Here is a 26,694-nt window from a genome sequence, read left to right on the forward strand (position 1 = left end):
CGCTCAGACCGCAGCGGCGCGAAAGGCGGTGTCGAGCGCGTCGATCCAGCGGTCGCGCTGCGCGGGCGGCACGAAGCTGGCCTCGAAGCTGTTGCGCAGCAGCTGGTAGGCCTCGCGCACGCCCAGCTGCGGCAGCGCCTCAAAGGTGGCCAGCAGGTTGGTGTTGAGGTAGCCGCCAAAGTAGGCCGGATCGTCGCTGTTGACGGTGACGCACAGGCCCGCGTTCAGCAGCGCCGGCAGGTTGTGCTCGGCCAGGGTCTTGAACACGCACAGCTTCACGTTCGACAGCGGGCACACGGTCAGCGGCACGCGCGCGGCGGCCAGCCGGGCCACCAGGGCCGGGCTTTCGAGGCTGCGCACGCCATGGTCGATGCGCTGCACCTGCAGCACGTCGAGCGCGCCCTCGATGTAGGCCGGCGGCCCTTCCTCGCCGGCATGGGCCACGCAGTGCAGGCCCTGCGCGCGGGCGCGGGCAAAGACATGCGCAAACTTCTCGGGCGGGTGGCCACGTTCGCTCGAATCCAGGCCCACGCCCACGAACAGCTGGCGAAACGGCAGCGCCGCCTCCAGCGTGGCCAGCGCGTCTTCTTCGCTGAGGTGGCGCAGAAAGCACAGGATCAGGCTGGCGCTGACGCCCAGCTGCTGCTGCGCGCGCTCGCAGGCCTGGTGCAGGCCGCGGATCACGGTGCCCATCTCGATGCCGCGCGCGGTGTGGGTTTGCGGATCGAAGAACAGCTCGGCATGCACGATGCCATCGGCCGCGGCGCGCTCGAGGTACGCCCAGGCCATGTCGAAGAAGTCCTGCTCGTGGATCAACACGCTGGCGCCGGCGTAGTAGATGTCGAGAAAGCTCTGCAGATCGGTGAACGCGTAGGCCGCGCGCAAGGCTTCGACGCCGGGGTAGGCCAGCGCCACGCCGTTGCGCTGCGCCAGCTGGAAGATCAGCTCGGGCTCCAGCGAGCCCTCGATGTGGATGTGCAGCTCGGCCTTGGGCGCGCTGCGCAGCAGCGCAGGCAGAGCGTCGCGCGGAATGCGGGCAAAGTCGATCGGCATGTCAAACCCGCCCGGCCACGCGATGGGGCAGCAACGCCCCGTCGCGGGGCGGTGAACAAGGTGTGCGCAAGGGCTGGTGCATCTGACGGGCTCCGATGGGGATTCGGGATGCTACCCAAGCACGAAGCGCACCGCGGCCGCTGCCGGGTGACCCACCGCACGGATGCCAGAGGCTCAGCTCAGCTCACCGTCTTGACCGGCCCCTGCGGCCGCCGGCCGGCCGTGGCGGCCATGCCGGCCATGGTGGCCGCGGCGGCCACGGGTGGCCGCCCGGCCCACGCCGGCAGGCCCAGGCGCAGCAGCGGCGGGCACGGCTCGCCCTCGGCCCAGGCCGACACCGTGGCCGCCGGCACCGGCCGGCTGAACAGGTAGCCCTGCAGTTCGTCGCACTGCAGCGCACACAGCTGCTGGCGCTGGCCTTCGGTCTCGACGCCCTCGGCCACCACCGCCAGGCCCAGCGCATGGGCCAGGCGCACCACGGCCTCGACGATGGCGCGCGCGTCGGCGCTGCTGTCGAGGTCCTTGACGAAGCTGCGGTCGATCTTCAGCTGGACGGCCGGCAGACGGCGCAGGTAGGCCAGGCTGGAGTAGCCGGTGCCGAAGTCGTCGATCGACAGCTCGGTGCCCAGCTGCGCCAGCTCGGCAAACACGCGCAGCGTGGTGTCGATGTCGGTCATCGCGGTCGATTCGGTGATCTCGAACATCAGCTGCTCGGCCGGCAGGCCATGGCGCGCCAGCGCGCGCTGCACATGCGCCACCAGGCCGGCCTGGCGCAGCTGGTGCATCGACAGGTTCACCGCCACGCGCAGCGCCAGGCCCTGGTTGCGCCACTGCGCCATCTGGCGGCAGGCTTCGTCGATGACCCAGTCGCCCAGCGGCTCGATCAGGCCGAAGCGCTCGGCCAGGTCGATGAACACCAGCGGGCTGATCGCGCCGCACTCCGGGTGCTGCCAGCGCAGCAGCGCCTCCACGCCGGTGAGGCGGCCATCCAGCGCCTGCACCTTGGGCTGGTAGTGCAGGCTCAGCTCGCCGCGGCCGGGCTGCTCGATGGCGCGCCGCAGGTCGCGCTTGAGCGCCATCAGCTCGCGCGTTTCGCTGTCCATGTCGGGCGCAAAGAACAGCGCACGCGCACCGCCCTGGCGCTTGGCTTCCACCATGGCCGTGGCGGCGCAGGTGAGCAGCTTGTCGAAGCTGGCATCGGCCGAGTGCAGGGCCATGCCGATGGCCGCGCTCAGCTGCACCTCCTGGCCGTGCAGCGCAAACGGCTCCTGCAGCGCACGCTGCACGCGCAGCGCCACGGCGTGCACGGCGGCGGCGTCGGGCGCGCCATCGAGCAGCAGCACGAACTCGTCGCCGCTCAGACGGGCCAGCGTGTCGGCCTGGCGCGCCAGGCGGCGCAGCCGCAGGGCCACCTGGCGCAGCGTGGCATCGCCCGCGGCATGGCCGAATTGGTCGTTGAGCTCCTTGAAACCGTCGAGGTCGACCACCAGCAGCGCCACGCCCTGCTGGTCGCGCTCGCAGCGGCGCACCACCTGGGCCAGGCGGTCCTCGAACAGCAGGCGGTTGGGCAGGTCGGTGATCGGGTCGTGCAGCAGGGCGCGCTGCAGCTCGGCGCTCTTGGCGCTGAGCGAGTCCGACAGCTTGGCGGCGCGGTGCTGCATGCGCTCTTCGAGCAGCGACGAGAAGAAGGTCAGGCCCAGCAGCAGCATCGACGCAAAGGCCACCAGCAGGGCCATGCCGTCCCCTCGCAGCTGGCCGGCCGACAGGCACACCGCGCCGGCCGGAAAACCCGCCGCGGCCATGCCGGTGTAGTGCATGCCGCCAATGCCCAGCGCCATCACCGCGGCGGCCAGCAGCTGGCCGCGGCGCTTGCCGCCCGGCGTCAGCGCATCGAGCCGCATGAACAGGCCCAGCGCCACCGCCGAGGCGCCCACCGCCACGGCCACCGAGGCGGCCACGGTGGGCAGGTGCCAGCGGATGCCGGGCGCGAAATCGAGCGCCGCCATGCCGATATAGTGCATGGCGCAGATGCCGCCGCCCATGCTCAGCGCGGCCACGGCCAGGCCGGCCCGGCCCAGATCGGGCCGCGCCGCGGCCAGCATGGCCACCAGCGAGACGAGCACGGCCGCCAGCCACGACAGCGCGGTGGGCAGCGGCGCATAGCCCACCGCCACCGGCAGCTCGAAGGCCAGCATGCCCAGAAAGTGCATGGCCCAGATGCCGGTGCCCATGGCCATCGAGCCGCCCAGGCCCCAGCCGAGCGCCAGCAGCCGGTCGGGGCTGCGCACGCGGCGGGCCAGCTCCAGCGCCACATACGAGGCAGCCAGGGCGACCAGGAAGGACAGCGCCACCACCAGGGGGTCGTGCGCGGTCGGCATCAGGGCATCGGGCATGGTCGGGCGGGTCGCCGCGGCCGCCGCGCCTGCCCGATGCGGGCACGCGACCGGCACCCGCAGCGGATGGATCGTGCCCGGTTTATCGACGCCGCCGCGCCGGGCTTGATCGCCCCGGCGGCGTGCGGCGCGGGTATCGAGAGATCCCTACCCCGCAGATCCAGAAATCCGCGGCGCGGGGTGCCGCAGGCGGCTTACTTGCCCTCGCCCGGCACCTTGCCTTCGACGCCCTTGACGTAGAACTTCACGCCGCCCAGGAAGGCGTCGTCGGCCACCTTGTCCTTCTCGAGCACCGGCTTGCCGGCGTTGTCGACCAGCGGGCCCTTCCAGATCACGAAGCTGCCGTCCTTCAGGCCGGCCTTGACCTCCTCGAGCTTCTTCTTGGCGGCCTCGGGCACGTCGGCGGCCACCGAGACGAAGTCGATGGCGCCTTCCTTCACGCCCCACCAGGCTTGGCCGGTGGCCCACTTGCCTTCGAGCATCTCGCCCACGGCCTTGGTGTAGTACGGGCCCCAGTTGATGATGGCCGAGCCCAGGTGGGCCTTGGGGCCGTAGGCGCTCATGTCCGAGTCCCAGCCGACCGCGCGCTTGCCTTTTTCTTCAGCCGTCTTGAGCACGGCGGCCGAGTCGGTGTTCTGCATCAGCACGTCGGCGCCGCCGTCGATCAGCGCGGTGGCGGCCTCGGTCTCCTTGGGCGGGTTGAACCACTCGTTGACCCACACCACCTTGGTCTTGATCTTCGGGTTCACGCTCTGCGCGCCGAGCGTGAAGCTGTTGATGTTGCGGATGACCTCGGGGATGGGGATCGAGCCCACCACGCCCAGCACATTGGTTTTGGTCATGCTGCCGGCCACGATGCCGGCCATGTAGGCGCCCTCGTAGGTGCGGCTGTCGTAGGTGCGCAGGTTCTCGGCGGTCTTGTAGCCGGTGGCGTGCTCGAACTTCAGCTTGGGGTTGTCGGCCGCCACCTTGAGCATGCTTTCCATGTGGCCGAAGGTGGTGCCGAAGATCATGGTGTAGCCCTGGCCGGCCAGGTCACGCATCACGCGCTCGGCATCGGGCCCCTCGGGCACCTTCTCCACGCCGATGGTCTGCACCTTGGCGCCGAAGGCTGCCTCCACCGCCTTGCGGCCGTTGTCGTGCGCAAAGGTCCAGCCGCCGTCGCCCACCGGGCCCACGTAAGCGAAGGCGATCTTCAGCGCGGCCGGCGCCGAGGCGGCGGCGGCCGAGGCCGGGGCAGAAGCCGCCGGCGCGGCCGGGGCGGCGTCTTCCTTCTTGCCGCAGCCCACCAGGGCTGCCACGGCACCGGCCGCAGCCAGGGCCAGCAGGGAACGTTTGGTCTTGTCGGTCATGGGGGGGTCTCTCCGTCGGTGAAATTCAGGCGCCTGGGTGGAAGGGCTTGCCCAGCGACGCGGGCATGTTGGCCTTGATCCAGGCCGGGTTGCGCGAGATCAGCGCCAGCACCACGATGGTGGCCAGGTAGGGCAGCATGCTGAGCCACTGGCTGGCGATCTGCACGCCCTCGCCCTGCAGGTGAAACTGCAGCATCGTGACGCCGCCGAACAGCCAGGCGCCCAGCAGCACGCGCAGCGGCCGCCAGGTGGCAAAGGTGGTGAGCGCCAGCGCGATCCAGCCCTTGCCGGCGATCATGCCCTCCACCCACAGCGGCGTGTACACGGTGCTCACATGCGCGCCGGCCAGGCCGCACAGCGCGCCGCCGGCCACCACCGCGGCCAGGCGGATGCGCCGCACCGGGTAGCCCAGCGCATGCGCCGACTCGGGCGATTCACCCACCGCGCGCAGCACCAGGCCGGCGCGCGACCGGTTGAGCCACGCGCCCAGCGCCAGCGTGCCCAGCACCGCCAGATACACCATGGCATGGTGGCTGAACAGCGCCGGGCCGATGAAGGGGATGTCGGCCAGCAGCGGGATGTCCCAGCGCGGCGGTGCGCTCAGGCGCTCCTGCGTGAAGCGCTGGCCCACAAAGGCAGAGAAGCCGGCGCCAAACAGGCTGAGCGCCAGGCCGGTGGCGTACTGATTGGTGTTGAGCCAGATCACCAGCAGCCCGAACAGCGCCGCCAGCAGCGCGCCGGCCAGCATGCCGGCGGCCAGGCCGGCCAGCGTGGACCCGGTGGCCACCGCGGTGGCAAAACCGGCAATGGCGGCCACCAGCATCATGCCCTCGGCACCCAGGTTCACCACGCCGGCGCGCTCGTTGAGCAGCAGGCCCAGGCCGGCCAGGGCCAGCACGGTGCCGGCGTTCAGCGTGGCGGCGATCAGCAGGGCAACAGCTTCCATGGTGTGCAGCCTTAACCCAGCGGCCGCCGCAGAGCCGGCTCTGCCGGGCTGCTGGCGGCGCCCCCCTGGGGGGGAGCGCCAAAGGCGCTTCGGGGTGGGGCCACCTTGCGCCGGATTCGGTAATGGATCAGCGTGTCGCAGGCCAGCAGCGTGAACAGCAGCAGGCCCTGGAACACACCCGAGATGCTCTTGGGCAGGCCCATGCGGCTTTGCGCCAGCTCACCGCCGATGACGAACATGCTCATCAGCACCGCCGCGGCCACCACGCCCACCGGATGCAGGCGGCCGACAAAGGCCACGATGATGGCCGCAAAGCCGTAGCCGGCCGGCACATAGGGCGTGAGCTGGCCCAGCGGGCCGATGGCGTCCAGCCCGCCGGCCAGGCCGGCCAGGCCGCCCGACAGCAGCAGCGCCATCCACAGCGCGCGGCGGCTTGAAAAACCGGCATAACGCGCCGCGGCCGGCGCCAGCCCGCCCACCTGCAGCTGAAAACCGGCGTAGGTGCGAAACAGCAGCAGCCACACCGCCAGCACGCCGGCCAGCGCGAACCACACGCCGATGTGGGCACGAAAGCCCTCCACCAGCCTGGGCAGCTTGGTGACGGCCAGAAAGCTGATGGTCTGCGGAAAGTTGTAGCCCTTGGGGTCTTTCCAGGGCCCGTACACCAGGTACTGCAGCAGCAGCTCGGCCACGTACACCAGCATCAGGCTGACCAAGATCTCGCTGGCATTGAAGCGCTCGCGCAGCAGCGCCACGATGGCCGCCCAGGCCATGCCGCCCAGCACGCCGGCGGCCAGGATGGCCGGCAGCAGCAAGGCACGCGGGCTGTCGGGCCCGGCCTGCATGGCCACGCCACCGGCGGCCACCGCGCCCAGGATGAACTGGCCCTCGGCACCGATGTTCCACACATTGCTGCGGTAGCACACCGCCAGGCCCAGGCCGATCAGCGCCAGCGGCGTGGCCTTGACGGCGATCTCGCTCCAGGCATAGGCGCTTTTCACCGGCTCCCAGAAGAACATGGCCAGGCCCTGCAGCGGGCTCTTGCCCAGCGCCGCAAACAGGCCCAGGCCCAGCAGCACGGTGATCAGCAGCGCCAGCAGCGGCGAGGCCAGCACCATGGCACGCGAAGGCTGCGGCCGCGGCTCCAGGCGCATCATGCGGCGGCCCCTTGCGGCATGGCCGCGGCCGGCGCGTCGTCCCACAGCCCGCTCATCCAGCTGCCGATGCGCTCGACCGTGGCCTCGGCCACCGGCAGCGCGGGCGAGAGCCGGCCGCGGGCCATCACGCTGAGCCGGTCGCTGATCTCGAACAGCTCGTCGAGCTCTTCGCTGACCACCAGGATGGCCGCGCCGGCATCGCGCAGCGCCAGCAGGGCCTGGCGGATCTGCGCCGCGGCGCCCACGTCCACGCCCCAGGTGGGCTGGGCGATCACCAGCACCTTGGGCACGGCATCGATCTCGCGGCCGACGATGAACTTCTGCAGGTTGCCGCCCGACAGGCTGCGCGCCAGCGCCTCGGGCCCGCCGGCCTTGACCTGGTAGCGCGCGATCAGCTGCTCGGCCAGCGCCTTGAGCCTGCCCGGCGTGATCCAGCCCAGCGGCCCCAGGCCCTCGGTGCGGGTGAGCAGCGTGTTCTGCGCCAGGCTGAAGCCCGGCACGGCGCCGCGGCCCAGGCGTTCTTCGGGCACGGCATGCAGGCCCAGGCTGCGCCGTGCGGCCGGCGGCAGATGGCCCACCGGCCGGCCCATCAGCATCACGGCGGCGGGCGCGGCGCGGGTGTCCTCGCCCGACAGCACGCGCAGCAGCTCCTGCTGGCCATTGCCCGACACACCGGCCAGGCCCAGGATCTCGCCGGCACGCACTTCAAGGCAGACATCCTGCAGCGCCGTGCCGAAGGCATCCACGGCGGCCAGCGTCAGGCCCGTCGCGGCAAAGGCCACGGCCCCCGGCACGGCCGGCCGGTGCTGCAGCGGCGGCGGCTCGGCACCGATCATCAGGCGCGACAGGCTGGCATTGCTTTGCTGCGCCGGGTTCACCTCGCCCACCACCTTGCCGCCGCGCAGCACGGTGCAGTGGTGGCACAGCGCGCGGATCTCGTCGAGCTTGTGGCTGATGTAGAGGATGGCGCAGCCCTCGGCCGCCAGCTGGCGCAGCGTGATGAACAGGCTTTGCACCGCCTGCGGCGTGAGCACCGAGGTGGGTTCGTCCAGGATCAGCAGCTGCGGCCGGGCCAGCAGCGCGCGCACGATCTCCACGCGCTGGCGCTCGCCCACGCTCAAGCTGTGCACCGGGCGCAGCGGATCGACCTCGAGCCGGTAGTCGCGCGCCACCTGGCGGATGCGCTCGGTGACCTCGGCCAGCGGCAGCGCCTTGTCCAGGCCCAGCCACACGTTCTCGGCCGCGGTGAGGGTGTCGAACAGCGAGAAGTGCTGGAACACCATCGCGATGCCCAGCGCGCGCGCGGCCTGCGGGTTGGCGATCTGCACCGGCTGCCCGTTCCACAGCAGCTGGCCGGCATCGGGCCGCACCGCGCCGTAGACGATTTTCATCAGCGTGCTCTTGCCGGCGCCGTTTTCGCCCAGCAGCGCATGGATCTGGCCGGGCGCCACCGTGAGGCTCACATCGTCGTTGGCGCGCACCGCCGGGTACTGCTTGGTGATGCCGCGCAGCGCCAGCCGCGGCGGCACGGCCGGGGTGCGGGCGGCGGGCGTTGCGGCGTGCGGCACTTCGGGCGGCACTTCGGGCAGCACTTCGGGCAGCACTTCGGGCGGCGCAGGGGGCGTGGCTGGCGGCATCGGCTGAATTGTGTCCTGACCCACGCCGCGCTCAGGCCGGCACCGGGCCGCGCTGGAACCGGCTTTGCCCGGCCACCCGGGCCTCGACCAGGTTGCGCTCGTCGGCCAGCGTGAGCCAGGCAAAGACCCGTTCGTGCAGATCGGCCACCGTCGGGCCGCGCTGCTGCGCGATGTCGTCGCGCCGCTGCGCCACCGGGCCGCAGGCCCAGTCCCACACGCACACATCGGCCACCGCGCCGGGCTCCAGGCTGCCCAGCTCGTGGCCCAGGCGCAGGGCCTGCGCCGCACCGCGCGTGGCGCCATGCAGCAGCGCCCAGGCGGTGACGCGCTGGCCGGCCAGGGCCTGCACCTTGTAGCCATCGGCCAGCGTGCGCAGCTGGCACAGCGCGGTGCCGCCGCCCACGTCGCTGGCCAGGCTCACGTTCACGCCGGCGGCACGCGCCGCGCCCCAGCCGAACAGGCCGCTGCCCAGAAACAGGTTGCTGCTGGGGCAGAAGGCGATCTGCGCGCCGGCGTCGGCCATCTGGCGCCGGTCGGCATCGTCCAGCCAGATGCCGTGGGCCAGCACGGCGCGCTCGGTCAGCAGGCCGTGGCGGGCGTACACCCCGAGGTAGCTGCGGTCGTGCGGAAACAGACTGGCCACCCAGGCCACCTCGGCGCGGTTTTCGGCCACATGGGTTTGCAGGTACAGGCCCGGGTGGCGGGCCAGCAGGCGCCCGGCCATGGCCAGCTGGGCCTCGCTGCTGGTGGCGGCAAAACGCGGCGTCACGGCATAGGCCAGCCGGCCCTGGCCGTGCCAGCGGGCGATCAGGGCCTCGCAGTCGGCCTCGGCCTGGACCACGTCGTCGCGCAGCGTGTCGGGCGCGTGGGTGTCCATCAGCACCTTGCCGGTGATCAGGCGCATGCCGCGCGCCTGCGCACCGGCCAGCAGCGCATCGGCACTGATGCGGTGCACGGTGGCAAACACCGCGGCGCTGGTGGTGCCATGGGCCAGCAGCGCATCGAGAAAGCGCTCGGCGCCGGCATGGGCCACGGCCGGATCGGCATACGCCGCTTCGGCCGGAAAGGTGTAGGTGTTGAGCCAGTCGAGCAGCTCGGTGCCCCAGGAGGCGATCACATCCAGCTGCGGCGCATGCACATGGGTGTCGATGAAGCCGGGCAGCAGCAGGCGGCCGGTGTGGTCCAGCTTGTGCCAGTCGTCGCCTGGCGCCTCGGCCTGCACCGCGGCGATGCGGCCATCGCCGTTGATCAGCAGCCAGTGGCCGGGCCGCCAGCGCACGGCCGGGCTGGCGCGCTCGTCCAGGCCGGGCTCGGCCTGGAAGTCCAGCAGGTCGGCGCGGATGGCGGTGGGGGTCATCGGCAGGGGTGCGCGGGGGCGTTCGGGTAGCGGCGTGGCAGGGGCTGTGGCCAGGGGCCCGGGCCCGGGCGGCGGCGGGCGCCGAAAACCTGACGCCTTGGCCAGGAATGGTAAGTGCTATCGTGAAAGCGACCCTGCTTTGCCATGGCCCGACGCCGTGTTTCCCGATGCCCGAATCCGCCGCACCAGCAACTTCCAGTCCCGCTGACGAACAGGCGGCCGCGGCGCGGCCGATCCGCTTTGTGCACCGCGGCGCGCTGCGCGAGTTGTCGGGCCTGCCGGCCACCACCACGCTGCTGGGCTGGCTGCGCGAGCAGCAGCGCCTCACCGGCACCAAGGAGGGCTGCAACGAGGGCGACTGCGGTGCCTGCACCGTGCTGCTGGGCGAGCTGGATGCCGAGGGCGATGTGCGCTTCAAGCCGGTCAACAGCTGCATCCAGTGGCTGCCCACGCTGGACGGCAAGGCCCTGCTGACCGTGGAAGACCTGGGCGGCAGCCACCCCGTGCAGCAGGCCATGGTGGCCTGCCACGGCGCGCAATGCGGCTTTTGCACACCGGGCATCGTGATGTCGCTGGCCGGCACGGCCGAGCGCTGTGCGGCCGCGGGCCTGGCCGCCACGCGGGCGCAGCTGGCCGATGACCTGTCGGGCAACCTGTGCCGCTGCACCGGCTACCGGCCCATCCTCGATGCCGGCGAGCAGGCGCTGGCCAGCCCCGCCGCCCTGCCCCGCCTGGCCACGCCCGCGCTGGCCGCCCAGTTGCGTGCGCTGCAGGCCGATGCGCCGCTGCAGCTGCCCGCCTGCACCGCGCCCGACGGCGCCACCGGCCCGGCCTTTCATGCCCCCCGCAGCGTGGCCCAGCTGGCCGCGCTGCGCCAGCAACACCCCCAGGCCACGCTGCTGGCCGGCTGCACCGACATCGGCCTGTGGCTGAACAAGCAGCTGCGCCGCTTCGAGCACGTGATCTCGCTGGGCGCCGTGGCCGGGCTGCAGGCCATCCACGTGGCCGATGGCGCGCTGCACATCGGCGCCGGGGCTTCGCTGCAGGCCGCCTGGGCAGCGCTGGCCCGGCACTGGCCGGCCACCACCGAGATGGGCCGGCGCTTTGCCTCGCGGCCGGTGCGCGAGGCCGGCACGCTGGGCGGCAACATCGCCAACGGCTCGCCCATCGGCGATGGCGCGCCGGTGCTGATGGCGCTGGGCGCCACGCTGCACCTGCGGCTGGGCACGGCCACGCGCAGCCTGCCGCTCGAGGCCTTCTACCTGGGCTACATGCGCCATGCGCTGCAGCCGGGCGAGTTCATCGAGGCCATTGCCGTGCCGCTGCCACAGCCGGCCGACACGCTGCGCGCCTGGAAGCTGAGCAAGCGGTTCGACTGCGACATCTCGGCCCTGGCCTGCGGCCTGCACCTGCGGCTGCAGGGCGACACGGTGGCCGAGGCGCGCTTTGCCTTCGGTGGCCTGGCCGCCACGGTGGCCCGTGCGCGCCAGGCCGAGGCCGCGGTGATCGGCCAGCCCTGGACCGCCGCCACCGCCCGCGCCGCGATGGCCGCGCTGGCGCACGACTTCCAGCCGCTGAGCGATCTGCGCGCCAGCGCCGCACACCGCCAGCGCACCGCCGCGAATCTGATGTGGCGCCTCTGGCTGGAAACGCGGCCGGTGGATCCGCTGCCCGCCAGCGCCACCACGGTGTGGGAGGCCGCATGAACCCGACCGAAGCGCGCGGGCCGAGCGCCGGGCCGCTCCCAAGCCGGCCCGCGGTCCCCTCGGGGGACCGGCCGATGTACGCATCGGCCGAGGGGCCGACATGCCCGCCGCACGAATCGGCCCACCTGCACGTGGCCGGCGCCGCGCCCTACACCGACGACCTGCCCGAGCCCGCCGGCACCCTGCATGCCGCGTTGGGCCTGTCGCCGCTGGCGCATGGCCGCATCACGGCCATCGACCTGGCGCGCCTGCAGGCCCAGCCCGGTGTGGTGGCGGTGCTCACCGCGCTCGACATCCCGGGCCCCAACGACTGCGGGGCCATCGTGCACGACGACCCCATCCTGGCCGAGCTGCAGCGCACGCCCGGCGGCGGGCTTGAGGGCACGGTGCGCCATGTCGGCCAGCCGGTGTTTGCGGTGATCGCCAGCACCCGTGAGGCCGCGCGCCGCGCCGCCGCGCTGGCGCCGCAGGTGCTCAGCCTCACGCCGCTGCCGGCGGTGCTGGGCGCTGCCCAGGCCCATGCGGCGCAGCAGTACGTGGTGCCGCCCATGCACCTGGTGCGTGGCGATGCCCCGGCGGCGCTGGCCCAGGCCACGCAGCTGACGCAGGGCCGGTTCACGCTGGGTGGCCAGGAGCAGTTCTACCTCGAAGGCCAGATCAGCCTGGCCGTGCCACAAGAAGACGGCGGCATGCAGGTGCATTGCAGCACCCAGCACCCCAGCGAGATGCAGCACGCCGTGGCCCATGCGCTGGGCGTGGCGGCGCACCGCGTGCAGGTGAGCTGCCGGCGCATGGGCGGCGGCTTTGGCGGCAAGGAAAGCCAGAGCGCGCTGTTTGCCTGCGTGGCTGCCGTGGCCGCGGCAAAGCTGCAGCGCGCCGTGAAGCTGCGCCCCGACCGCGACGACGATTTCGCCATCACCGGCCGGCGCCACCCCTTCGACTTCAGCTGGTGCGTGGCGCATGACGGCGAGGGCCGCATCGGCGCGGCCGAGGTCAGCATGGTGTCCAACGCCGGCCACTCGGCCGACCTGTCGGCCCCGGTGATGACCCGCGCGCTGTGCCACTTCGACAACGCCTACTGGCTGCCGCACCTGGCCGCGCACGGCTACTGCGCCAAGACCAACACCCAGAGCAACACGGCGTTTCGCGGCTTCGGCGGCCCGCAGGGCGCGCTGGCCATCGAGATGGTGATCGACGACATCGCCCGCGCACTCGGCCGCGATGCGCTGGATGTGCGCCGCGCCAACTTCTACGGCACCACGTCGAACAACGTCACGCCCTATGGCCAGGTGCTGCGCGACAACATCATCGCGCCGCTGGTCGAGCAACTGGCCAGCGATTGCGCCTATGCCGAACGGCGCGCGGCCATCACCGCCTTCAATGCCACCAGCCCGGTGCTAAAAAAAGGCCTGGCGCTCACGCCGGTGAAGTTCGGCATCGCCTTCAACGTGGCGCACTTCAACCAGGCCGGCGCGCTGGTGCATGTGTACGCCGACGGCTCGGTGCTGGTGAACCACGGCGGCACCGAGATGGGCCAGGGCCTCAACACCAAGGTGGCCCAGGTGGTGGCGCACACCCTCGGCATCGCGTTCGAGGCCGTGCGCTGCAGCGCCACCGACACCAGCAAGGTGGCCAACACCTCGGCCACCGCCGCCAGCACCGGCAGCGACCTGAACGGCAAGGCCGCCGAAGATGCCGCGCGGCAGATCCGCGTACGCCTGGCCGCCCTGGTGGCCCAGCGCCTGGGCGGCCGTGCCGAGGCGGTGCACTTTGCCGGCGGCCAGGCCCGGGCCGAGAACGGGCAGACCCTGGCCTGGGCCGAGCTGGTGCAGGCCGCCTACCTGGCCCGCGTGCAGCTGTGGAGCGACGGCCACTACGCCACGCCCGGCCTGCACTGGAACCGCGACACGCTGCAGGGCGAGCCCTTCCAGTACTTTGCCTATGGCGCCGCCTGCAGCGAGGTGCAGGTGGACACCCTCACCGGCGAGCACCGCGTGCTGCGCGCCGATCTGCTGCATGACGTGGGCGCATCGCTCAACCCGGCGCTCGACACCGGCCAGGTCGAGGGCGCCTACATCCAGGGCCTGGGCTGGCTGACGATGGAAGAGCTGTGGTGGCAGCCGATGGATGGCAGCCCGGGCGGTGGCAAGAACGCCGGCCGGCTGATGACCCACGCGCCCAGCACCTACAAGATCCCCACGGCCAACGACGTGCCGGCGGTGTTCAACACCCGCCTGTATGGCCAGCCCAATGCCGCCGACACCATCGGCCGCAGCAAGGCCGTGGGCGAACCCCCGCTCCTGCTGGCCTTCTCGGCCTTTCTGGCGATCCGTGACGCCATCTCGGCCGCCGGCGGCCACCGCAGCCACCCGCCGCTGCGCGCACCGGCCACGCCCGAGGCGGTGCTGGACGCGCTGGATGCGCTGAACGTGGTAGGGGCCGGGCTGCCATGAGCACCGAGCCGCTGGCACCACACGGCCACGGCGGCCAGCCCGCTGCGCTGCCCGGCAGCGACGCCACCGCGGGCGGCCCGGCGGCCGCCACCCTTGCGCAGTTCATCGCCACCGTGGAGGCCGGCGACACCCTGGCGGCGCTGGCCCGCTTTTATGCCCCCGACGCCTGCACGCAAGAGAACCAGGGCCCACCGCGCTGCGGCCGCGACACGCTGATCGCCCACGAGCAACGGGCCCTGGCCAGCGTGCAGCAGATGCGCATGCGCTGCATCCACCCGGTGCTGATGGCGGGCGACCGGGTGGTCATCCGCTGGCGCATCCACTACCAGACCCCGGGCGGCGAGGCCAGGCAGATTGAAGAGCTGGCCTACCAGCGCTGGCAGGGTGAGCAGATCATCCACGAGCAGTTCTTCTACGACCCGGCGCAACTGCGGCAGACCCCAGACCCAGGCACGGCCACCAACTGACGATGAGCGACCCAACCCCGCCCTTCCCCACGCTGCACACACCGCGCCTGCTGCTGCGCGAGCTGCTGCCCGCCGATGTGCCGGCGCTGCATGCCATCCATGCCGATGCCGAAGCGATGCGCTGGTTCGGCACCGATGCGCCGGCCGATCTGGCGGCCACCGCGGCGGTGATCACCCGGTTTGCCAGCTGGCGCCTGGCCGCCAACCCCGGCGTGCGCTGGGGCATCGCGCGCCGCAGCGATGGCCGGCTGATCGGCAGCTGCGGCCTGTTTGCCTGGAACCGCGACTGGGCCAAATGCAGCACCGGTTACGAGCTGGCCGCCGATGCCCGCGGCCAGGGCCTGATGTGCGAGGCCCTGGCCGCCGCCATGGCCTGGGGCTTCGAGGCCATGGCGCTGAACCGCATCGAGGCGCAGATCCATCCCGACAACCAGCCGTCGATAGCGCTGGTGTCGGGCCTGGGATTCCAGCGCGAAGGCCTGCTGCGCGAGGTGGCGCGCTGGGGCGGGCAGTTTCACGATCTGGCGCAGTACGCGCTGCTGCGCCGCGACTGGCGCGCGCCGGCATGACCGAGGCCGCGCTGCGCGCCACCGCCGCCGCCTGGCTGGCCGCCGGGCGCTCTGCGCGTGTGGTGCAGGTGCTGCGCCACCGTGGCTCGGTGCCGCGCGAGGCCGGCACGCGCATGCTGGTGGCCGCCGATGCCGTGGCCGGCACCATTGGCGGTGGGCATCTCGAATGGCAGGCCATCCAGCAGGCACGCGTGCGGCTGCGCCTGGGCGAGCCGGCCGCCGAGCGCGACATCGCGCTGGGGCCCACGCTGGGCCAGTGCTGCGGCGGTGCGCTCACGCTGCGTGACGGGCCGCTGGATGCCGCCGCGCTGGCCGCCTGGCCGCTGCCGGTGCCGCTGTTCACGCTGCAGCTGTACGGCGCCGGCCATGTGGGCCGCGCCATCGTGGCGCTGCTGGCCGGCATCGACTGCCGGGTGATGTGGATCGACGAGCGCGACGAGGCCTTCCCGGCCGAGGCCGCGCTGCCACCGCACATCGAGCACCTGTGCGTCGAGCCCGCCGCCGCCGAGGTGCAGGCTGCCGCGCCCGGCAGCCTGGCGCTGATCATGACCCACAGCCATGAGCTCGATCTGGCCATCTGCGCGGCGGCGCTGCGCTCGGATGACCTGGCCTGGGTGGGCCTGATCGGCTCGGCCACCAAGCGCGCGCGCTTCGAGCGCCGGCTGCTGGATCGCGGCGTGGCACCCGAGCGCGTGGCCGCGCTGGCCTGCCCGATCGGCGTGCCGGGCGTCACCGGCAAGCAGCCCGAGGTGGTGGCCGTGGCGGTGGTGGCGCAGTTGCTGCAGGTGGCCGGCCGGCACGCCGCGGCAGCCGGCCAGACGAACTGGATCAAGGACAGCCGCCGCAGCGATTGACTACACTGCCGCGCATGCACTGGCTTCTTCGTCGACACGCGCTGCGCGCGCACATCGCCCTGGCGATGCTGGTGCTGGCCTTTGCGGCCCCCACCGTGTCACGGCTGCTGCATGCGCTGCAGGCCCAGGCCAGCCCCTGGGGCGTGGTGTGCACGGTGGAAGGGGCCGCCGGTGGCTCCGAGCCCGGTGCGCCGTCGCTGGAGCATTGCCCGGTGTGCCTGCTGCAGCAGGCGGCATCGGCGCCGCCGCCGGCAGCGCCCATGCGGTGGTTGCCGGCCGATCTGGGCGAGGTGCTGCCACCGCTGTTTCTGCAGGCGCCGCGCCCGCTGTTCGCGTGGTCGGCCGCGCAGGCCCGGGCACCACCGCAGGCCTGATCCTCGCCGGTTCAAGGGCTGATCCCGGCCCTGCCGGCCTGCAGTCCGGCGCCAGGGCAGCCCCTGCGCGCCAGGCGACTGCCTCCCTCCCCCTCCGGCCAGTCGCCGCCACCGCGGCACGGCCGGGCCCATGTTGTCGCTGCCACGCCCGGTCACCGGCCACCGGCCTGCGCCGCCTGCGCTGCTGCGCATCGGCTTGCCGGCATCGCCGCGCGCCTGGCGGGCACGAACCGCCCTGTTCAGATTGCCATGCCCCCCTCCTGCACTGCCCACCCCGGCCGGCCGCCGCTGCACCTCATCGCCCTGGCCTGCCTGGCCGCCGCCACCGGCAGCAGCCACGCCCAGGGCGTGGCCACCGACGCCCAGGTACAGCCCTTGGTCATCACCGGCACGCGCGCCGCGCTCGACCCCAACCTGCCCAGCAGCACGGCCAGCATCACCGCCGAAGACCTGCGCGAGCAAAACCTCTTCAACCCCGAAGATGCCGCCCGCATGCTGCCCAGCACGGCCATCCGCAAGCGCTACCTGGGCGACCGCAATGCCAACGTCGGCGGCCGCAGCCACGGCGTGCTGCAGCCCGGGCGCGCGCTGGTCTATGTGGACGGCTACCTGATCAGCAACTTCCTCGGGCGCTTCGACGCGCCGCGCTGGAACATGGTCAACCTCGAGGCACTGGAGCGGGTGGATGCGCTGTACGGCCCGTTCTCGGCCATCTACCCGGGCAACAGCATCGGCACCACCCTGGTGATGACCGAGCGCAAGCCGCGCGGCTTCGAGGCTTCGGCATCGCTGCGCCTGTCGCAGCAGGATTTCCAGGAGTACGCCAGCGCCGAGACCTACCTCGCCGGCCAGGCCTCGGCGCGCCTGGCCATGCGCCATGACAACGGCCTGTTCTGGGTGCTGGGCCTGCAGCACCAGGACAGCCAGGGCCACCCGATGGGCTATGCCAATGCGGTGCGCGGCAGCACCAGCGGCGCCTTTGCCACGCCGGCGGCGCAAACCCGCGTCAGCGGCATCGTCTACGACACCGACCCCAACGGCCGCGAGCGCGCGCTGTTTGGCGCCACCGGCATCGACCACAGCGTGCAGGACACGCTCAACGCGCGCGGCGGCTGGGCGCTGTCGCCCACGCAGGAGGTCGAGGCCCGCGTGTCGCTGTGGCGCAGCCGCAGCGATCTGCGCTACGACACCTGGCTGCGCGACGAAGCCGGCAAGCCCGTGTGGCTGGGCAGCGTGCGCGACGACCGCTACGCCTTCAGCCTGCCGGCCAGCAGCTTCGCGCCGAGCACGCGGCTGGAGGCCCACCGCCAGCTCGGTGCCACCTGGAAGACCACTCACGCCACGGGCTGGAACGCCTCGGTGGTGGCCACGCAGTACCGCATCGTCGAGGACGCCAGCCGCCAGGCCAACCTGAGCCAGCCCGAGGCCGACCTGGGCGGCGCCGGCAGCGTGACCCGGCGCGACGGCACCGGCTGGACCACGCTGGAACTGCAGGCCACCTACCGCCCGGTAGCAGGCGACTGGGGCCAGGGCCGCCATGCGCCCACCGTGGGCCTGCACCGCAACGAGTACACGCTGAAGAACATCGTCAACACCGCCAGCGACTGGCGCAGCACCGAGACCGCGCTGGATCAGAGCTACTTCGGCCGCACCCGCATCACCGCGCTGTATGCGCAAGATGCCTGGCGCCTGAACGACGACTGGCGCCTGACCGCCGGCCTGCGCCAGGAGCGTTTCGAGACCTGGGGCGGCGCGCAGTATTTCGCCGGCCCGCCGGTGGCCCAGAACACCTACGCCGCACGGCGCATCGATGCCAGCAGCCCCAAGCTGGCACTGGCCTGGGCCGCCAGCGACACGCTGCTGCTCAAGGCCAGTGCCGCCAAGGGCGTGCGCTTTCCGAACGTCGACGAGCTCTACAACGGCACCAAGACCGGCACCAGCATCACCACCAGCGACCCCGCGCTGCGGCCCGAGCGCGCGCGTGCGCTGGAGCTCAGCGCCGAGCTCGACCTGGGCCGCCAGAACCTGCGCGCCAGCCTGTTTCGCGACGACGTGCGCGACACCATCGTGCGCCAGACCGACAGCACGGTGACGCCCAGCGTCACGCGGGTCAACAACATCGACCGCGTGCTCACCGAGGGCCTGGAGCTGGTGTGGGACGCGCGCGACCTGGGCCATCGCGGCCTCGATCTGGGCGCCAACGCCACCTGGGCACAGGCCCGCATCGAGGCCAACGCCGCCAACCCGGCCAGCGTGGGCAAGCGCTGGCTGCGCGTGCCGCCGCAGCGCTACACCGCGCAGCTGGCCTGGCGCGGCACGCCCGGCTGGCTGTTTGCCGCCGCCTGGCGCTGGAGCGGCCGGCAGTTCAACACCGACACCAACATCGACATCCACCCCGACACCTACGGCGGCACCTCGCGCGTGAACCAGCTCGACCTGAAGGCCAGCTGGCGCTTTGCGCCACAGTGGGAGTGGAGCCTGGGCATCGACAATGCTGGCAACCACCACGCCTGGCAGGCCCACACCCTGCCGCAGCGCGTGCTGCACACCGCCCTGCGCTGGGAGATGCGATGACCACGACCAACCGACGCCAATGCCTGGGCCTGGGGCTCCGGCTGGGCCTGGGCCTGGGCCTGCCCACCTGGGCCGGCAGCGCGGCCGCCCAGCACGGCCATGGTGATGCGGCCACGGCGGCCACCGCTACCGCCCCCGGCGGCGCAGCGCCCAAGGCCCGCCGGCCGCGGCCCGCGCTGGGCCTGGGCGCCGCGCTGGCGCCCGACGGCGCGCTGTGGGTGCTGCGCCTGGACGGCACGCGCCTGCAGCTGCAGCGCAGCACCGACGCCGGGGCCAGCTGGTCGCCCGCGCAAAGCCTGGACACCGGCCGCGACGGCATTGCCGCCGATGGCGAAAGCTGGCCCAAGCTGGCCTTCGGGCCGCAGGGCCAGGCGGTGATCACCTACACCATGCCGCTGAGCAAGCCGTTCACCGGCGCCATCCGCCTGCTGCGCTCGGCCGATGGCGGCGCCAGCTTTGCGCCACCGGTCACGGTGCACCACGACCGGCAGGAGATCACCCACCGCTTCGACGCGGTGGGCTTCGACGCCCGCGGCCGCCTGCATGTGGTGTGGATCGACAAGCGCGATCTCGAACTGGCCAAGGCCGCCGGCCGCCGCTACGAGGGCGCGGCCATCTACCGCGTCGAGAGCCGCGACGGCGGCGCCAGCTTCGGCCCCGACCTGAAGGTGGCCGATGGCAGCTGCGAATGCTGCCGCATTGCGCTGGCGCCCACGCCCGAGGGCGGCCTGGCCGCGCTGTGGCGCCATGTCTTCCCCACCAACGTGCGCGACCACGCCTGGGCCCGCCTGGCCGACGATGCGCCGGCACCGGTGCGCGCCACGCTGGACGGCTGGGTGGTGGCCGGCTGCCCGCACCACGGCCCGGGCCTGGCCCCGGCCGCGGCGGGCGGCTGGCATGCGGTGTGGTTCGGCCAGCGCGCCGGCGTGGCCGCGGTGCGCTATGGCCGGCTGGATGCCCAGGGCCGGCCGCAGGGCGAGGCCCGCCCGCTGCCCGATGCCGCGGCCGAGCATGCCGCCGTGGCCGCGCTGGGCGAGCGCGTGGCCATCGTCTGGCGCGCCTTTGATGGCCAGGCCATGCAGTGGCGCGCCTGGCTGTCGGCCGACGGCGGCCGCACGTTCACGCTGCGCACGCTGGGCAGCAGCCGCGGCGAGACCGACCATCCCCGCCTGGCCCAGGACGCCGGCCGCGTGCTGGCCCTGTGGCATACCGAAGACCAGGGAGTGCGCGTTGTCACACTGCTGCCCGCCTGAAACCCGCCGCCGGCAATGGCTGGCCCACGGCCTGATGTGGCTGCTGGGCGCCGGCATCGGCACCCGCGCCAGCGCCAGCCCGTCCGCCAGCCCGTCCGCCAACGCCAAGGCCAAGGCCCCCACCGACGCCAAGGCCCAGCCCGGCCGCCCGGCCGCGCCGCGCGCGGTGGAGTCTTTTGACGCCAGCGCCTGGCAGGCCCTGCAGCGCGAGGCCGAGCGCCGCCGCCAGCCCATGCTGGTGGTGTTTTCGGCCACCTGGTGTGGCGTCTGCCCCGAGGCCATCGTGCGTCTGGCCGACGATCGGCGGCGCCAGCGCGCGCAGGCCGACCTGGTGGTGGTGGTGACCGACCTGGCCCCCGGCGACGACGACGCCAGGCTGCTGGCCGCCCCGCACTACGCCCGCGCCCAGCGCCTGCTGGCCTTTGACGGCAGCGCGGCCGCGCTGCGCCATGCGGTGCAGCCGGGCTGGAGCGGCACCTCGCCTTCAGTGGCCTGGCTGGCGCCCGGCCGCGCGCCACAATTCATGCAGGGCGCACCGGATGAGCGCGACCTGCAGCGCTGGTTCGCCCGCCGTTGAACCCCGCGCCACCGCGACGATCCAAGCCCACCCACCGGCCAATCCAGGCCCCTTCCGACCCGAGCACCCAAGCCATGCGCAAGACACCGCTTCTCACCGCCGCCCTGCTGGCCTTCAGCAGCCTGGCCGCCCAGGCCCAGACCACCGTCAGCGAGCCCTGGGTGCGCGGCACCGTGGCCCAGCAAAAGGCCACCGGCGCCTTCATGAAGATCACCTCCAAGGCCGGCGGCAAGCTGGTCTCGGTCAGCTCGCCGGCGGCCGGCGTGGTCGAGATCCACGAGATGGCCATGGAAGGCAGCACGATGAAGATGCGCGCCCTGCCCGGCGGCCTGGCGCTGCCGGCCGGCAAGGCGGTGGAGCTCAAGCCCGGCGGCTACCACGTGATGCTGATGGACCTGAAGGCACCGCTGAAGGACGGCGACAGCATCGACCTGACCCTGGTGGTCGAAGGCACCGACGGCAAGAAGGAGACACTGCAGCTGAAGGCCCCGGTCAAGCCGCTGTCGGGCGGCGCTCACCGGCACTGAGTGACGGAGGCAGCGCGTTCGTCCTGTCCGCCGGTTCAGGCGATGGGCTCGCAATGCCCTGACGCCCCCACAATGAGCCTGCGCATCGTTCAGAGCGAGCCGTCCATCGGCAACAACCACTGGCGCTGAAGCGCCTGGCTCGAAGGCCCCAAGGCCGAATTGAAGGCCGTGCGCGTGATCGACGGGCGGCTGCACCCCGGCGTCGACCCGGCGGCGCCGCGCCGCTCAGGCCTGGGCCAGGCGCTCCAGCGCCACGGTGTCGAGCACCCGCACCAGGTAGCCCGAAACCTCGATCACGCCCTGGCGGGTGAAGCTGCGCATCAGCCGCGACAGGGTCTCGGGCGTGATCGCCAGCTGCGAGGCCACGTCGCGCTTGCGCTCGTGCAGGCGCACCACGGCCTGGTTGCCGGTGTCGTCGACCGGCTCGCAGCGCTGGTGCAGCCATTGCGCCAGGCGGGCCGGCGCGTCCTTGTGCATCAGCTCGTGGGTGTTGACGGCCAGGGCCTGCACCTCGCGCGCCAGGCCTTCGATGACCCGCTGGGCCAGGCCCGGGTGCACCGCCAGCCGCGCGGCCAGGGCCGCACGCGGCAGCTCGACCACCTGGGCCGGGCCCAGGGCCTGGGCGTCCATCACATGGGTGTCGCCGGTCCAGGCCGAGCTGAGATCCAGCCAGGCCGGGCCGCGCACGATGCGCTCGGTGCGAAAGGTGCCGTCGGCGGTGCGAAAGCCCAGCGCCACCTCGCCGCTGCGCAGGGCCACCAGGGTGTCGGCGGCAGCGCTGCGGCTGAGCACGCCCTGCCCGGTGGGCACGGTGTGGGTCCGGGCCAGCGCTTCGAGCGCGCCGGCCTCGGCGTCGGACAGCGGGGCGCCGCCCAGCAGCGCGCGCCACAGCTCGGCGTCGCTGGCCATGGCCTTGGCCTGGGTGGCCCGCAGCGCGGCGCCGGCCTCGCCAGCCAGCCGGATGCCGGCGGCCTCGCGCAGCACCGGCGTGCCGAGGGGAGCAGCGTATCGGGGTTCCATGCGTCGGTCGGGTTCGGTGTCGATGCGGCGGACGGTGGCCGGGCACCCGTTCACAGCAGATGGCGGCCGACGTCCTGTTGGGCCAACTGTCGGCGAGCACCCCGGGGCCCGGGTTGCGTTGGATCAAGCGCGGGCGCAGGGGCAGCACGCGCTGGCGCAAACCAGCCACCCGGCGGCCTCCCGCCGCCGCTTGAAACCGCAAAAAAGTGCACGGTGCAGCGGCGCGGCGGCGCGGCGGCCGGCACTGCGCCGACAATCCGGCCGCATGAGCCGCCTGCACACCATTTCAGCCCCTGGCCAGGCCGCGCCCGGGGTGGGTTTTGAGCAGCCTTTCGAGATGCTGGCCGCCTGCCACGAGCGGGTGCGGCGCTCGCTGGCCCTGCTGCAGCGCCTGCTGGCGCACTGGCAGGCGCAGGGCGCCGATGCCGCGGCACGCAGTGCGGCCGCCGATGTGTGGCGTTATTTCGAGATCGCCGCGCCGCAGCACCATCTGGACGAAGAACGCCATGTGCTGCCGCGCCTGGCCGCGGCCGCCGAGCCCGCGCAGCGCGAGGCCGCCGCCCGCCTGCTGGCCGACCACGCCGCCTTTGCCGCACTGTGGGCCACGCTGGGGCCGGCGCTGGCCGCGCTGCGGGATGGTGCGGTGCCGGCCGCCGGCTGGCAGCAGGCGGCCGAGGCCTTCATTGCGCGCCATGCCGGGCATCTGGCGCTGGAAGACGAGCTGGTGTTCCCGGCCGCCCGCGCCGCCACGCCGGCGGCCGAGTGGCCGGCCATGGGCGCCGAGATGGCGGCGCGGCGCCGGCCCTGAGCGCGCCCGGCCGGCGGCTTACGCAGCCGAAACGAGTTGCCCGCGCTCGAAAAAAGCGGCCAGGTTCTCGGCCACGCGGTCGGCCATGGCCTGGCGCGTCTCGCGCGTGGCGCTGGCGATGTGCGGTGCCAGCACCACGTTGTCGAGCGCAAAGAAGGCCTCGGGCACGCGCGGCTCGTCGTCATATACATCCAGCCCGGCGCCGGCAATGCGGCGCTGCTGCAGGGCGGCCAGCAAGGCGGCCTCGTCGACCACGCTGCCGCGCGCCACGTTGACCAGAAAGCCGTCGGGGCCCAGCGCGTCCAGCACGCCGGCATTCACCAGGTGCCGGGTCTCGGGACCACCGGCGGTGATCACCACCAGGTAGTCGGCCCAGCGCGCCAGCTCGGTGAGCACGGGTTCGTGCCGCCAGGCCACATCGGCCACGGCGCGCCGGCTGTGGTAGCGGATGTCCATGCGAAAGCCCGTGGCCCGCTCGGCAATGCTGCGGCCGATGCGGCCCAGGCCGACCAGGCCCAGGCGCGCGCCGCTCACCTTGCGGGTCAGGCCGAAGGCGCCGCGGGTCCAGTCGCCGCGGCGCACAAAGCGGTCGGCCGCGCTCAACGAGCGCGCCACGTCGAGCAGCAGCGCAAAGCCCAGGTCGGCCACGCAGTCGTTGAGCACATCGGGCGTGTAGCCCACCGCGATGCCGCGTGCCCGGGCGGCGGCCACCGGCAGCTTGTCCAGGCCCACGCCAAAGGACGAGATCACGCGCAGCGCCGGCAGAGCGGCCAGGGTGGCCTCGTCCAGCCCGGTGGAGGCCGAGGTGACCACCGCCTGCACCTGCGCGCCGTGCCGGGCCAGCCAGGCGCTGCGCGCGGCGGCATCGGGCAGCGTGGCCAGGTCGTGCAGCGTGTAGCGCGCGGCCAGCAGTTGCAGCAGATCGGCCGGCAGGCGGCCGGTGTTCAGTACGACGGGCGGGGTCATCGGGGCCCGGGCCTGAGCTTGGCGCCTTGATGCCGGCGGCCTGCGCCACGGCGGCCCACTTCTTGCGCTCCTTCTCGAAGAAGCTGCTGAAGTCGCTCGGGCTCATGGTGTTGACCTCGGCCCCCTGGTTGACCAGGCGCTCGCGCACCGCCGGCGAGCGGATGATGCGGATCAGCTCGGCGTTGAGCCTGGCCACCTGGGCCGCGGGCATGCCGGCCGGCACCATCAGGCCCTGCCAGGTGCCCGACTCGAAGCCCTTGACGCCCTGCTCGGCCAGCGTGGGCACCTGGCCGACCAGCGGCATGCGGGTGGCCTTGCTCACGCCCAGCAGCTTGAGCTTGCCGTTGGTCACCATCGGCAGCGTGGCCAGCATGCCGTTCATCAGCACCTGGGTCTGGCCGGCCACGGTGTCGCCGATGGCCTGGGCGCCACCCTTGTAGGGCACGTATTCCCAGCGCGCGCCGCTGGCCTGGGCCACGGCCACCGCCGCCACATGCGCCGCGCTGCCGATGGCCGGGATGGCCATGTTCAGCGGCTCTTTCTTCGACAGCGCCACCAGCTCGGCAAAGCTGTTGGCCTTGACCGACGGGTGCACCACCAGCAAGTGCGGCGAGTAGGCCAGCATGGTGACGCCCTTCAGGTCCTTGCTGGGATCGAAGGGCAGCTTGCTGTAGACCGCCGGCGAGATGGCCAGCGCGCCCACATCGCACAGCAGCACGGTGTGACCGTCATTGGCCTTGGCCACCGCATCGGCGCCGGTATTGCCGTTGGCCCCGGGTTTGTTCTCCACCACCACGGTCTGGCCCAGGGCCTCGGACAGCGGCTGGCTGATGGTGCGCGCGATGATGTCCGACGAGCCGCCCGGCGGGTAGGGCACCACGATGCGCAGCGGCTTGCTGGGCCACTTGTCCTGGGCCTGGGCGGTCAGCGGGGCGGCCAGGCTGGCCAGGGCGGCCAGCGCCAGCAGTGCGCGGCGGGGAGTCGAAGGGGTCATGCGGGTCTCCTGGGGGTGGTGAGTGTTTTCGAACCGGTGCTGGCAACCCGGCAACCGCCGCGGAACCGGCTTTGCCGGGCCGCTGGCGGTGCCCCCTCGAGGGCGAGGCGGCGAAGCCGCTTCGGGGGTGGGCCTGTTTACAGGGGCCGGCCGGCGCGGGCCGTGAGCCAGGCCGGCGCGTCCTGCAGGCACACCGGGCGCAGAAAACGCGCCAGTGCGGCGTCGCCCACCGAGGTGCTCTCGGGCCGGGTGCTGCTGGGCCAGGGGCCGCCGTGCTGCTGCGCGGCGGTGACGGCCACGCCGGTGGGCACGCCGGCAAACAGCACGCGGCCGGCGATGGCCATGGCGCCACGCACCAGGGCGTGCACGTCGTCGCCTTCGGTCTGCGCGCCCCACACGGTGACGGTGAGCGTGCCGCCCACCGCCTGCAGCACCTGCAGCGCCTGGGCCACGCTGGCGGCACGCACGATCAGGCTGCTGGGGCCAAACACCTCTTCGCGCAGCGCTGCCTTGGCATTGAACTCGAGCGCGCTGACCTGGGCCAGCACCGGCCGCGGCGGCTGGCCGGCGGGGGCGGTCTCGCGCAGCAGAAAGCTGGCGCCGGCCTCGGCCCAGTGCGCCACGCCGGCCTCGAAGCCGGCCCGCATGGCCTGGGTGAGCATGGCATGCGGCGTTTGCGCCTTCAGCGCCTCGGCCAGCTGGGCCACGAAGGCGTCGTTCAAGGCCTTGGCGTCCAGGCCGGGCTGCAGCTGGTCGATCAGCACGATCACGCCGGGGTTGGTGCAGAACTGGCCGCAGCCCAGCGCCACGCTGCCGGCCAGCGTGGCGGCCAGCGCGGCGCCGTTGGCGGCCAGTTCGGCCGGCAGCGCGATCACCGGGTTGACCGAACCCAGCTCGCCAAAAAACGGGATCGGGCGCGGCCGCGCGGCGGCCTCGGCGGCCAGCGCGGCGCCGCCTTGCGTGGAGCCGGTGAAGGCACCGGCGGCGATGGCCGGATGGCGCACCAGGCGAACGCCCACATCGCGCCCGCCGCCCTGCACCAGGCCCACCAGCCCGGCCGGCAGGCCTTGCGCGGCCAGCACCTGCTGCACGATGGCCCACACCGCCTGCGACAGCAGCAGATGGCCCGAATGCGCCTTCACCACCACCGGGCAGCCGGCGGCCAGGGCCGAGGCGGTGTCACCGCCCAGCACCGAAAACGCAAACGGGAAGTTGCTGGCCGAGAACATGGCCACCGGGCCCAGCGGCACGCTCCAGCGCTGCATGGCCGGGTGGCCGGCCGGCGGGGCGCCGGCCACGGCGGGGTCGTCCAGCACGGCAAAGGCTTCGCCGCGCTCGGCGATCTGGGCAAAGCGGCGCAGCTGGAAGGCGGTGCGGTCGAGCTCGCCGTTCAGGCGCACCGGGCCCAGCGCGGTCTCGCGGTCGGCCAGCGGCACCAGGGTTTCGCGGGCGGCCTCCAGGCCATCGGCCAGGCCGCGCAGCAGGGCCGCGCGCTGCGCGCTGCTGCTGGCCTGCCAGCCGGCAAAGGCCGCGGCCGCGGCCTCGGCGGCGGCATCCACCGCGGCGGGCGGGGTGGGCGCAAGTTCGCCCAGCACCTGGGCGGTGCGGGCGTCGAAGGAGGTCAACATGGCGCTCATCGGAAAGGCTCTCGGTCAGT

21 protein-coding genes and 1 pseudogene are annotated in these 26,694 nt (G+C 73.0%); 11 read left to right on the forward strand and 11 right to left on the reverse strand.

Going from position 1 to position 26,694, the window contains the following annotated elements; genetic code table 11:
* Positions 1 to 3: 3 nt before the first annotated feature.
* The 7 genes from N4G63_RS17855 to guaD form a co-directional block, all read right to left on the reverse strand.
* Positions 4 to 1,053: an adenosine deaminase gene (locus N4G63_RS17855; protein WP_260787494.1), complete on the reverse strand. Its 1,050-nt coding sequence runs from the start codon at positions 1,051 to 1,053 to the stop codon at positions 4 to 6.
* Between the two features lie 179 nt (positions 1,054 to 1,232).
* Positions 1,233 to 3,446 carry a putative bifunctional diguanylate cyclase/phosphodiesterase gene (locus N4G63_RS17860; protein ID WP_260787493.1) on the reverse strand — a complete coding sequence of 738 codons (2,214 nt, stop codon included), beginning with the start codon at positions 3,444 to 3,446 and terminating at the stop codon, positions 1,233 to 1,235.
* A 194-nt stretch (positions 3,447 to 3,640) separates the two neighbouring features.
* Positions 3,641 to 4,798 (reverse strand): BMP family ABC transporter substrate-binding protein, encoded by a 1,158-nt coding sequence (locus N4G63_RS17865; RefSeq protein WP_260787492.1) that lies wholly within the window; start codon positions 4,796 to 4,798, stop codon positions 3,641 to 3,643.
* 25 nt (positions 4,799 to 4,823) lie between these two features.
* Entirely contained in the window at positions 4,824 to 5,744 is a 921-nt protein-coding gene (locus N4G63_RS17870) for an ABC transporter permease (RefSeq protein ID WP_260787491.1), read from the reverse strand.
* 11 nt (positions 5,745 to 5,755) lie between these two features.
* Positions 5,756 to 6,901: an ABC transporter permease gene (locus N4G63_RS17875; protein WP_314600010.1), complete on the reverse strand. Its 1,146-nt coding sequence runs from the start codon at positions 6,899 to 6,901 to the stop codon at positions 5,756 to 5,758.
* The gene (locus tag N4G63_RS17880) at positions 6,898 to 8,430 is read right to left on the reverse strand and encodes an ABC transporter ATP-binding protein (RefSeq protein WP_314600216.1); all 1,533 of its coding nucleotides are present in this window, start codon (positions 8,428 to 8,430) and stop codon (positions 6,898 to 6,900) included. Before N4G63_RS17880 ends, N4G63_RS17875 begins: the two co-directional genes overlap by 4 nt.
* A 139-nt stretch (positions 8,431 to 8,569) precedes the next feature.
* Complete coding sequence (guaD, locus tag N4G63_RS17885; protein WP_260787489.1) at positions 8,570 to 9,895, reverse strand: guanine deaminase; 1,326 nt, start codon at positions 9,893 to 9,895, stop codon at positions 8,570 to 8,572.
* Positions 9,896 to 10,062: 167 nt separating this feature from the next.
* Between guaD and xdhA the strand changes: the two genes are divergently transcribed.
* The 10 genes from xdhA (at position 10,063) to N4G63_RS17935 (ending at position 21,249) form a co-directional block, all read left to right on the forward strand.
* Positions 10,063 to 11,601 (forward strand): xanthine dehydrogenase small subunit, encoded by a 1,539-nt coding sequence (xdhA, locus tag N4G63_RS17890; RefSeq protein ID WP_314600011.1) that lies wholly within the window; start codon positions 10,063 to 10,065, stop codon positions 11,599 to 11,601.
* Between the two features lie 74 nt (positions 11,602 to 11,675).
* On the forward strand, positions 11,676 to 14,054 hold the full coding sequence (xdhB, locus tag N4G63_RS17895; RefSeq protein ID WP_314600012.1) for a xanthine dehydrogenase molybdopterin binding subunit: 2,379 nt from the start codon (positions 11,676 to 11,678) through the stop codon (positions 14,052 to 14,054).
* Positions 14,051 to 14,521, forward strand: coding sequence for a nuclear transport factor 2 family protein (locus N4G63_RS17900; protein WP_260787487.1), 471 nt, complete (start codon positions 14,051 to 14,053; stop codon positions 14,519 to 14,521). Before xdhB ends, N4G63_RS17900 begins: the two co-directional genes overlap by 4 nt.
* Positions 14,522 to 14,523: 2 nt before the next feature.
* The gene (locus N4G63_RS17905) at positions 14,524 to 15,090 is read left to right on the forward strand and encodes a GNAT family N-acetyltransferase (protein ID WP_260787486.1); all 567 of its coding nucleotides are present in this window, start codon (positions 14,524 to 14,526) and stop codon (positions 15,088 to 15,090) included.
* Positions 15,087 to 15,944, forward strand: a complete 858-nt coding sequence (xdhC, locus tag N4G63_RS17910) for a xanthine dehydrogenase accessory protein XdhC (protein WP_260787485.1) — start codon at positions 15,087 to 15,089, stop codon at positions 15,942 to 15,944. The genes N4G63_RS17905 and xdhC overlap by 4 nt, the downstream gene beginning before the upstream one ends.
* 14 nt (positions 15,945 to 15,958) lie before the next feature.
* Complete coding sequence (locus tag N4G63_RS17915) at positions 15,959 to 16,318, forward strand: DUF2946 family protein (protein ID WP_260787484.1); 360 nt, start codon at positions 15,959 to 15,961, stop codon at positions 16,316 to 16,318.
* Between the two features lie 249 nt (positions 16,319 to 16,567).
* Entirely contained in the window at positions 16,568 to 18,892 is a 2,325-nt protein-coding gene (locus tag N4G63_RS17920; protein WP_314600013.1) for a TonB-dependent receptor, read from the forward strand.
* Entirely contained in the window at positions 18,889 to 20,145 is a 1,257-nt protein-coding gene (locus tag N4G63_RS17925) for an exo-alpha-sialidase (protein ID WP_260787482.1), read from the forward strand. Before N4G63_RS17920 ends, N4G63_RS17925 begins: the two co-directional genes overlap by 4 nt.
* Complete coding sequence (locus N4G63_RS17930) at positions 20,123 to 20,722, forward strand: YbbN family protein (RefSeq protein WP_260787481.1); 600 nt, start codon at positions 20,123 to 20,125, stop codon at positions 20,720 to 20,722. Before N4G63_RS17925 ends, N4G63_RS17930 begins: the two co-directional genes overlap by 23 nt.
* Positions 20,723 to 20,796: 74 nt before the next feature.
* Positions 20,797 to 21,249 (forward strand): copper chaperone PCu(A)C, encoded by a 453-nt coding sequence (locus N4G63_RS17935; RefSeq protein ID WP_260787480.1) that lies wholly within the window; start codon positions 20,797 to 20,799, stop codon positions 21,247 to 21,249.
* Positions 21,250 to 21,474: 225 nt separating this feature from the next.
* On the opposite strand, the gene N4G63_RS17940 is transcribed toward N4G63_RS17935, so the two are convergent.
* A complete protein-coding gene (locus tag N4G63_RS17940; RefSeq protein WP_314600014.1) occupies positions 21,475 to 22,269 on the reverse strand; it encodes a Crp/Fnr family transcriptional regulator in 795 nt (264 codons plus the stop codon).
* Positions 22,270 to 22,534: 265 nt separating this feature from the next.
* Here N4G63_RS17940 and N4G63_RS17945 point away from each other — a divergent pair, with 265 nt between their 5' ends.
* Positions 22,535 to 23,077: a hemerythrin domain-containing protein gene (locus N4G63_RS17945; protein WP_260787478.1), complete on the forward strand. Its 543-nt coding sequence runs from the start codon at positions 22,535 to 22,537 to the stop codon at positions 23,075 to 23,077.
* Positions 23,078 to 23,095: 18 nt separating this feature from the next.
* On the opposite strand, the gene N4G63_RS17950 is transcribed toward N4G63_RS17945, so the two are convergent.
* The 3 genes and pseudogenes from N4G63_RS17950 to N4G63_RS17960 form a co-directional block, all read right to left on the reverse strand.
* On the reverse strand, positions 23,096 to 24,043 hold the full coding sequence (locus N4G63_RS17950) for a 2-hydroxyacid dehydrogenase (protein ID WP_260787477.1): 948 nt from the start codon (positions 24,041 to 24,043) through the stop codon (positions 23,096 to 23,098).
* 25 nt (positions 24,044 to 24,068) lie between these two features.
* Positions 24,069 to 25,037 (reverse strand): annotated as a pseudogene (locus N4G63_RS17955) (Bug family tripartite tricarboxylate transporter substrate binding protein); the annotation flags it as partial.
* 137 nt (positions 25,038 to 25,174) lie between these two features.
* Complete coding sequence (locus N4G63_RS17960) at positions 25,175 to 26,674, reverse strand: aldehyde dehydrogenase family protein (RefSeq protein WP_260787475.1); 1,500 nt, start codon at positions 26,672 to 26,674, stop codon at positions 25,175 to 25,177.
* Positions 26,675 to 26,694: the final 20 nt, after the last annotated feature.

The organism is Aquabacterium sp. OR-4, from assembly GCF_025290835.2.
In the GTDB taxonomy this organism is placed as follows: domain Bacteria; phylum Pseudomonadota; class Gammaproteobacteria; order Burkholderiales; family Burkholderiaceae_C; genus Pseudaquabacterium.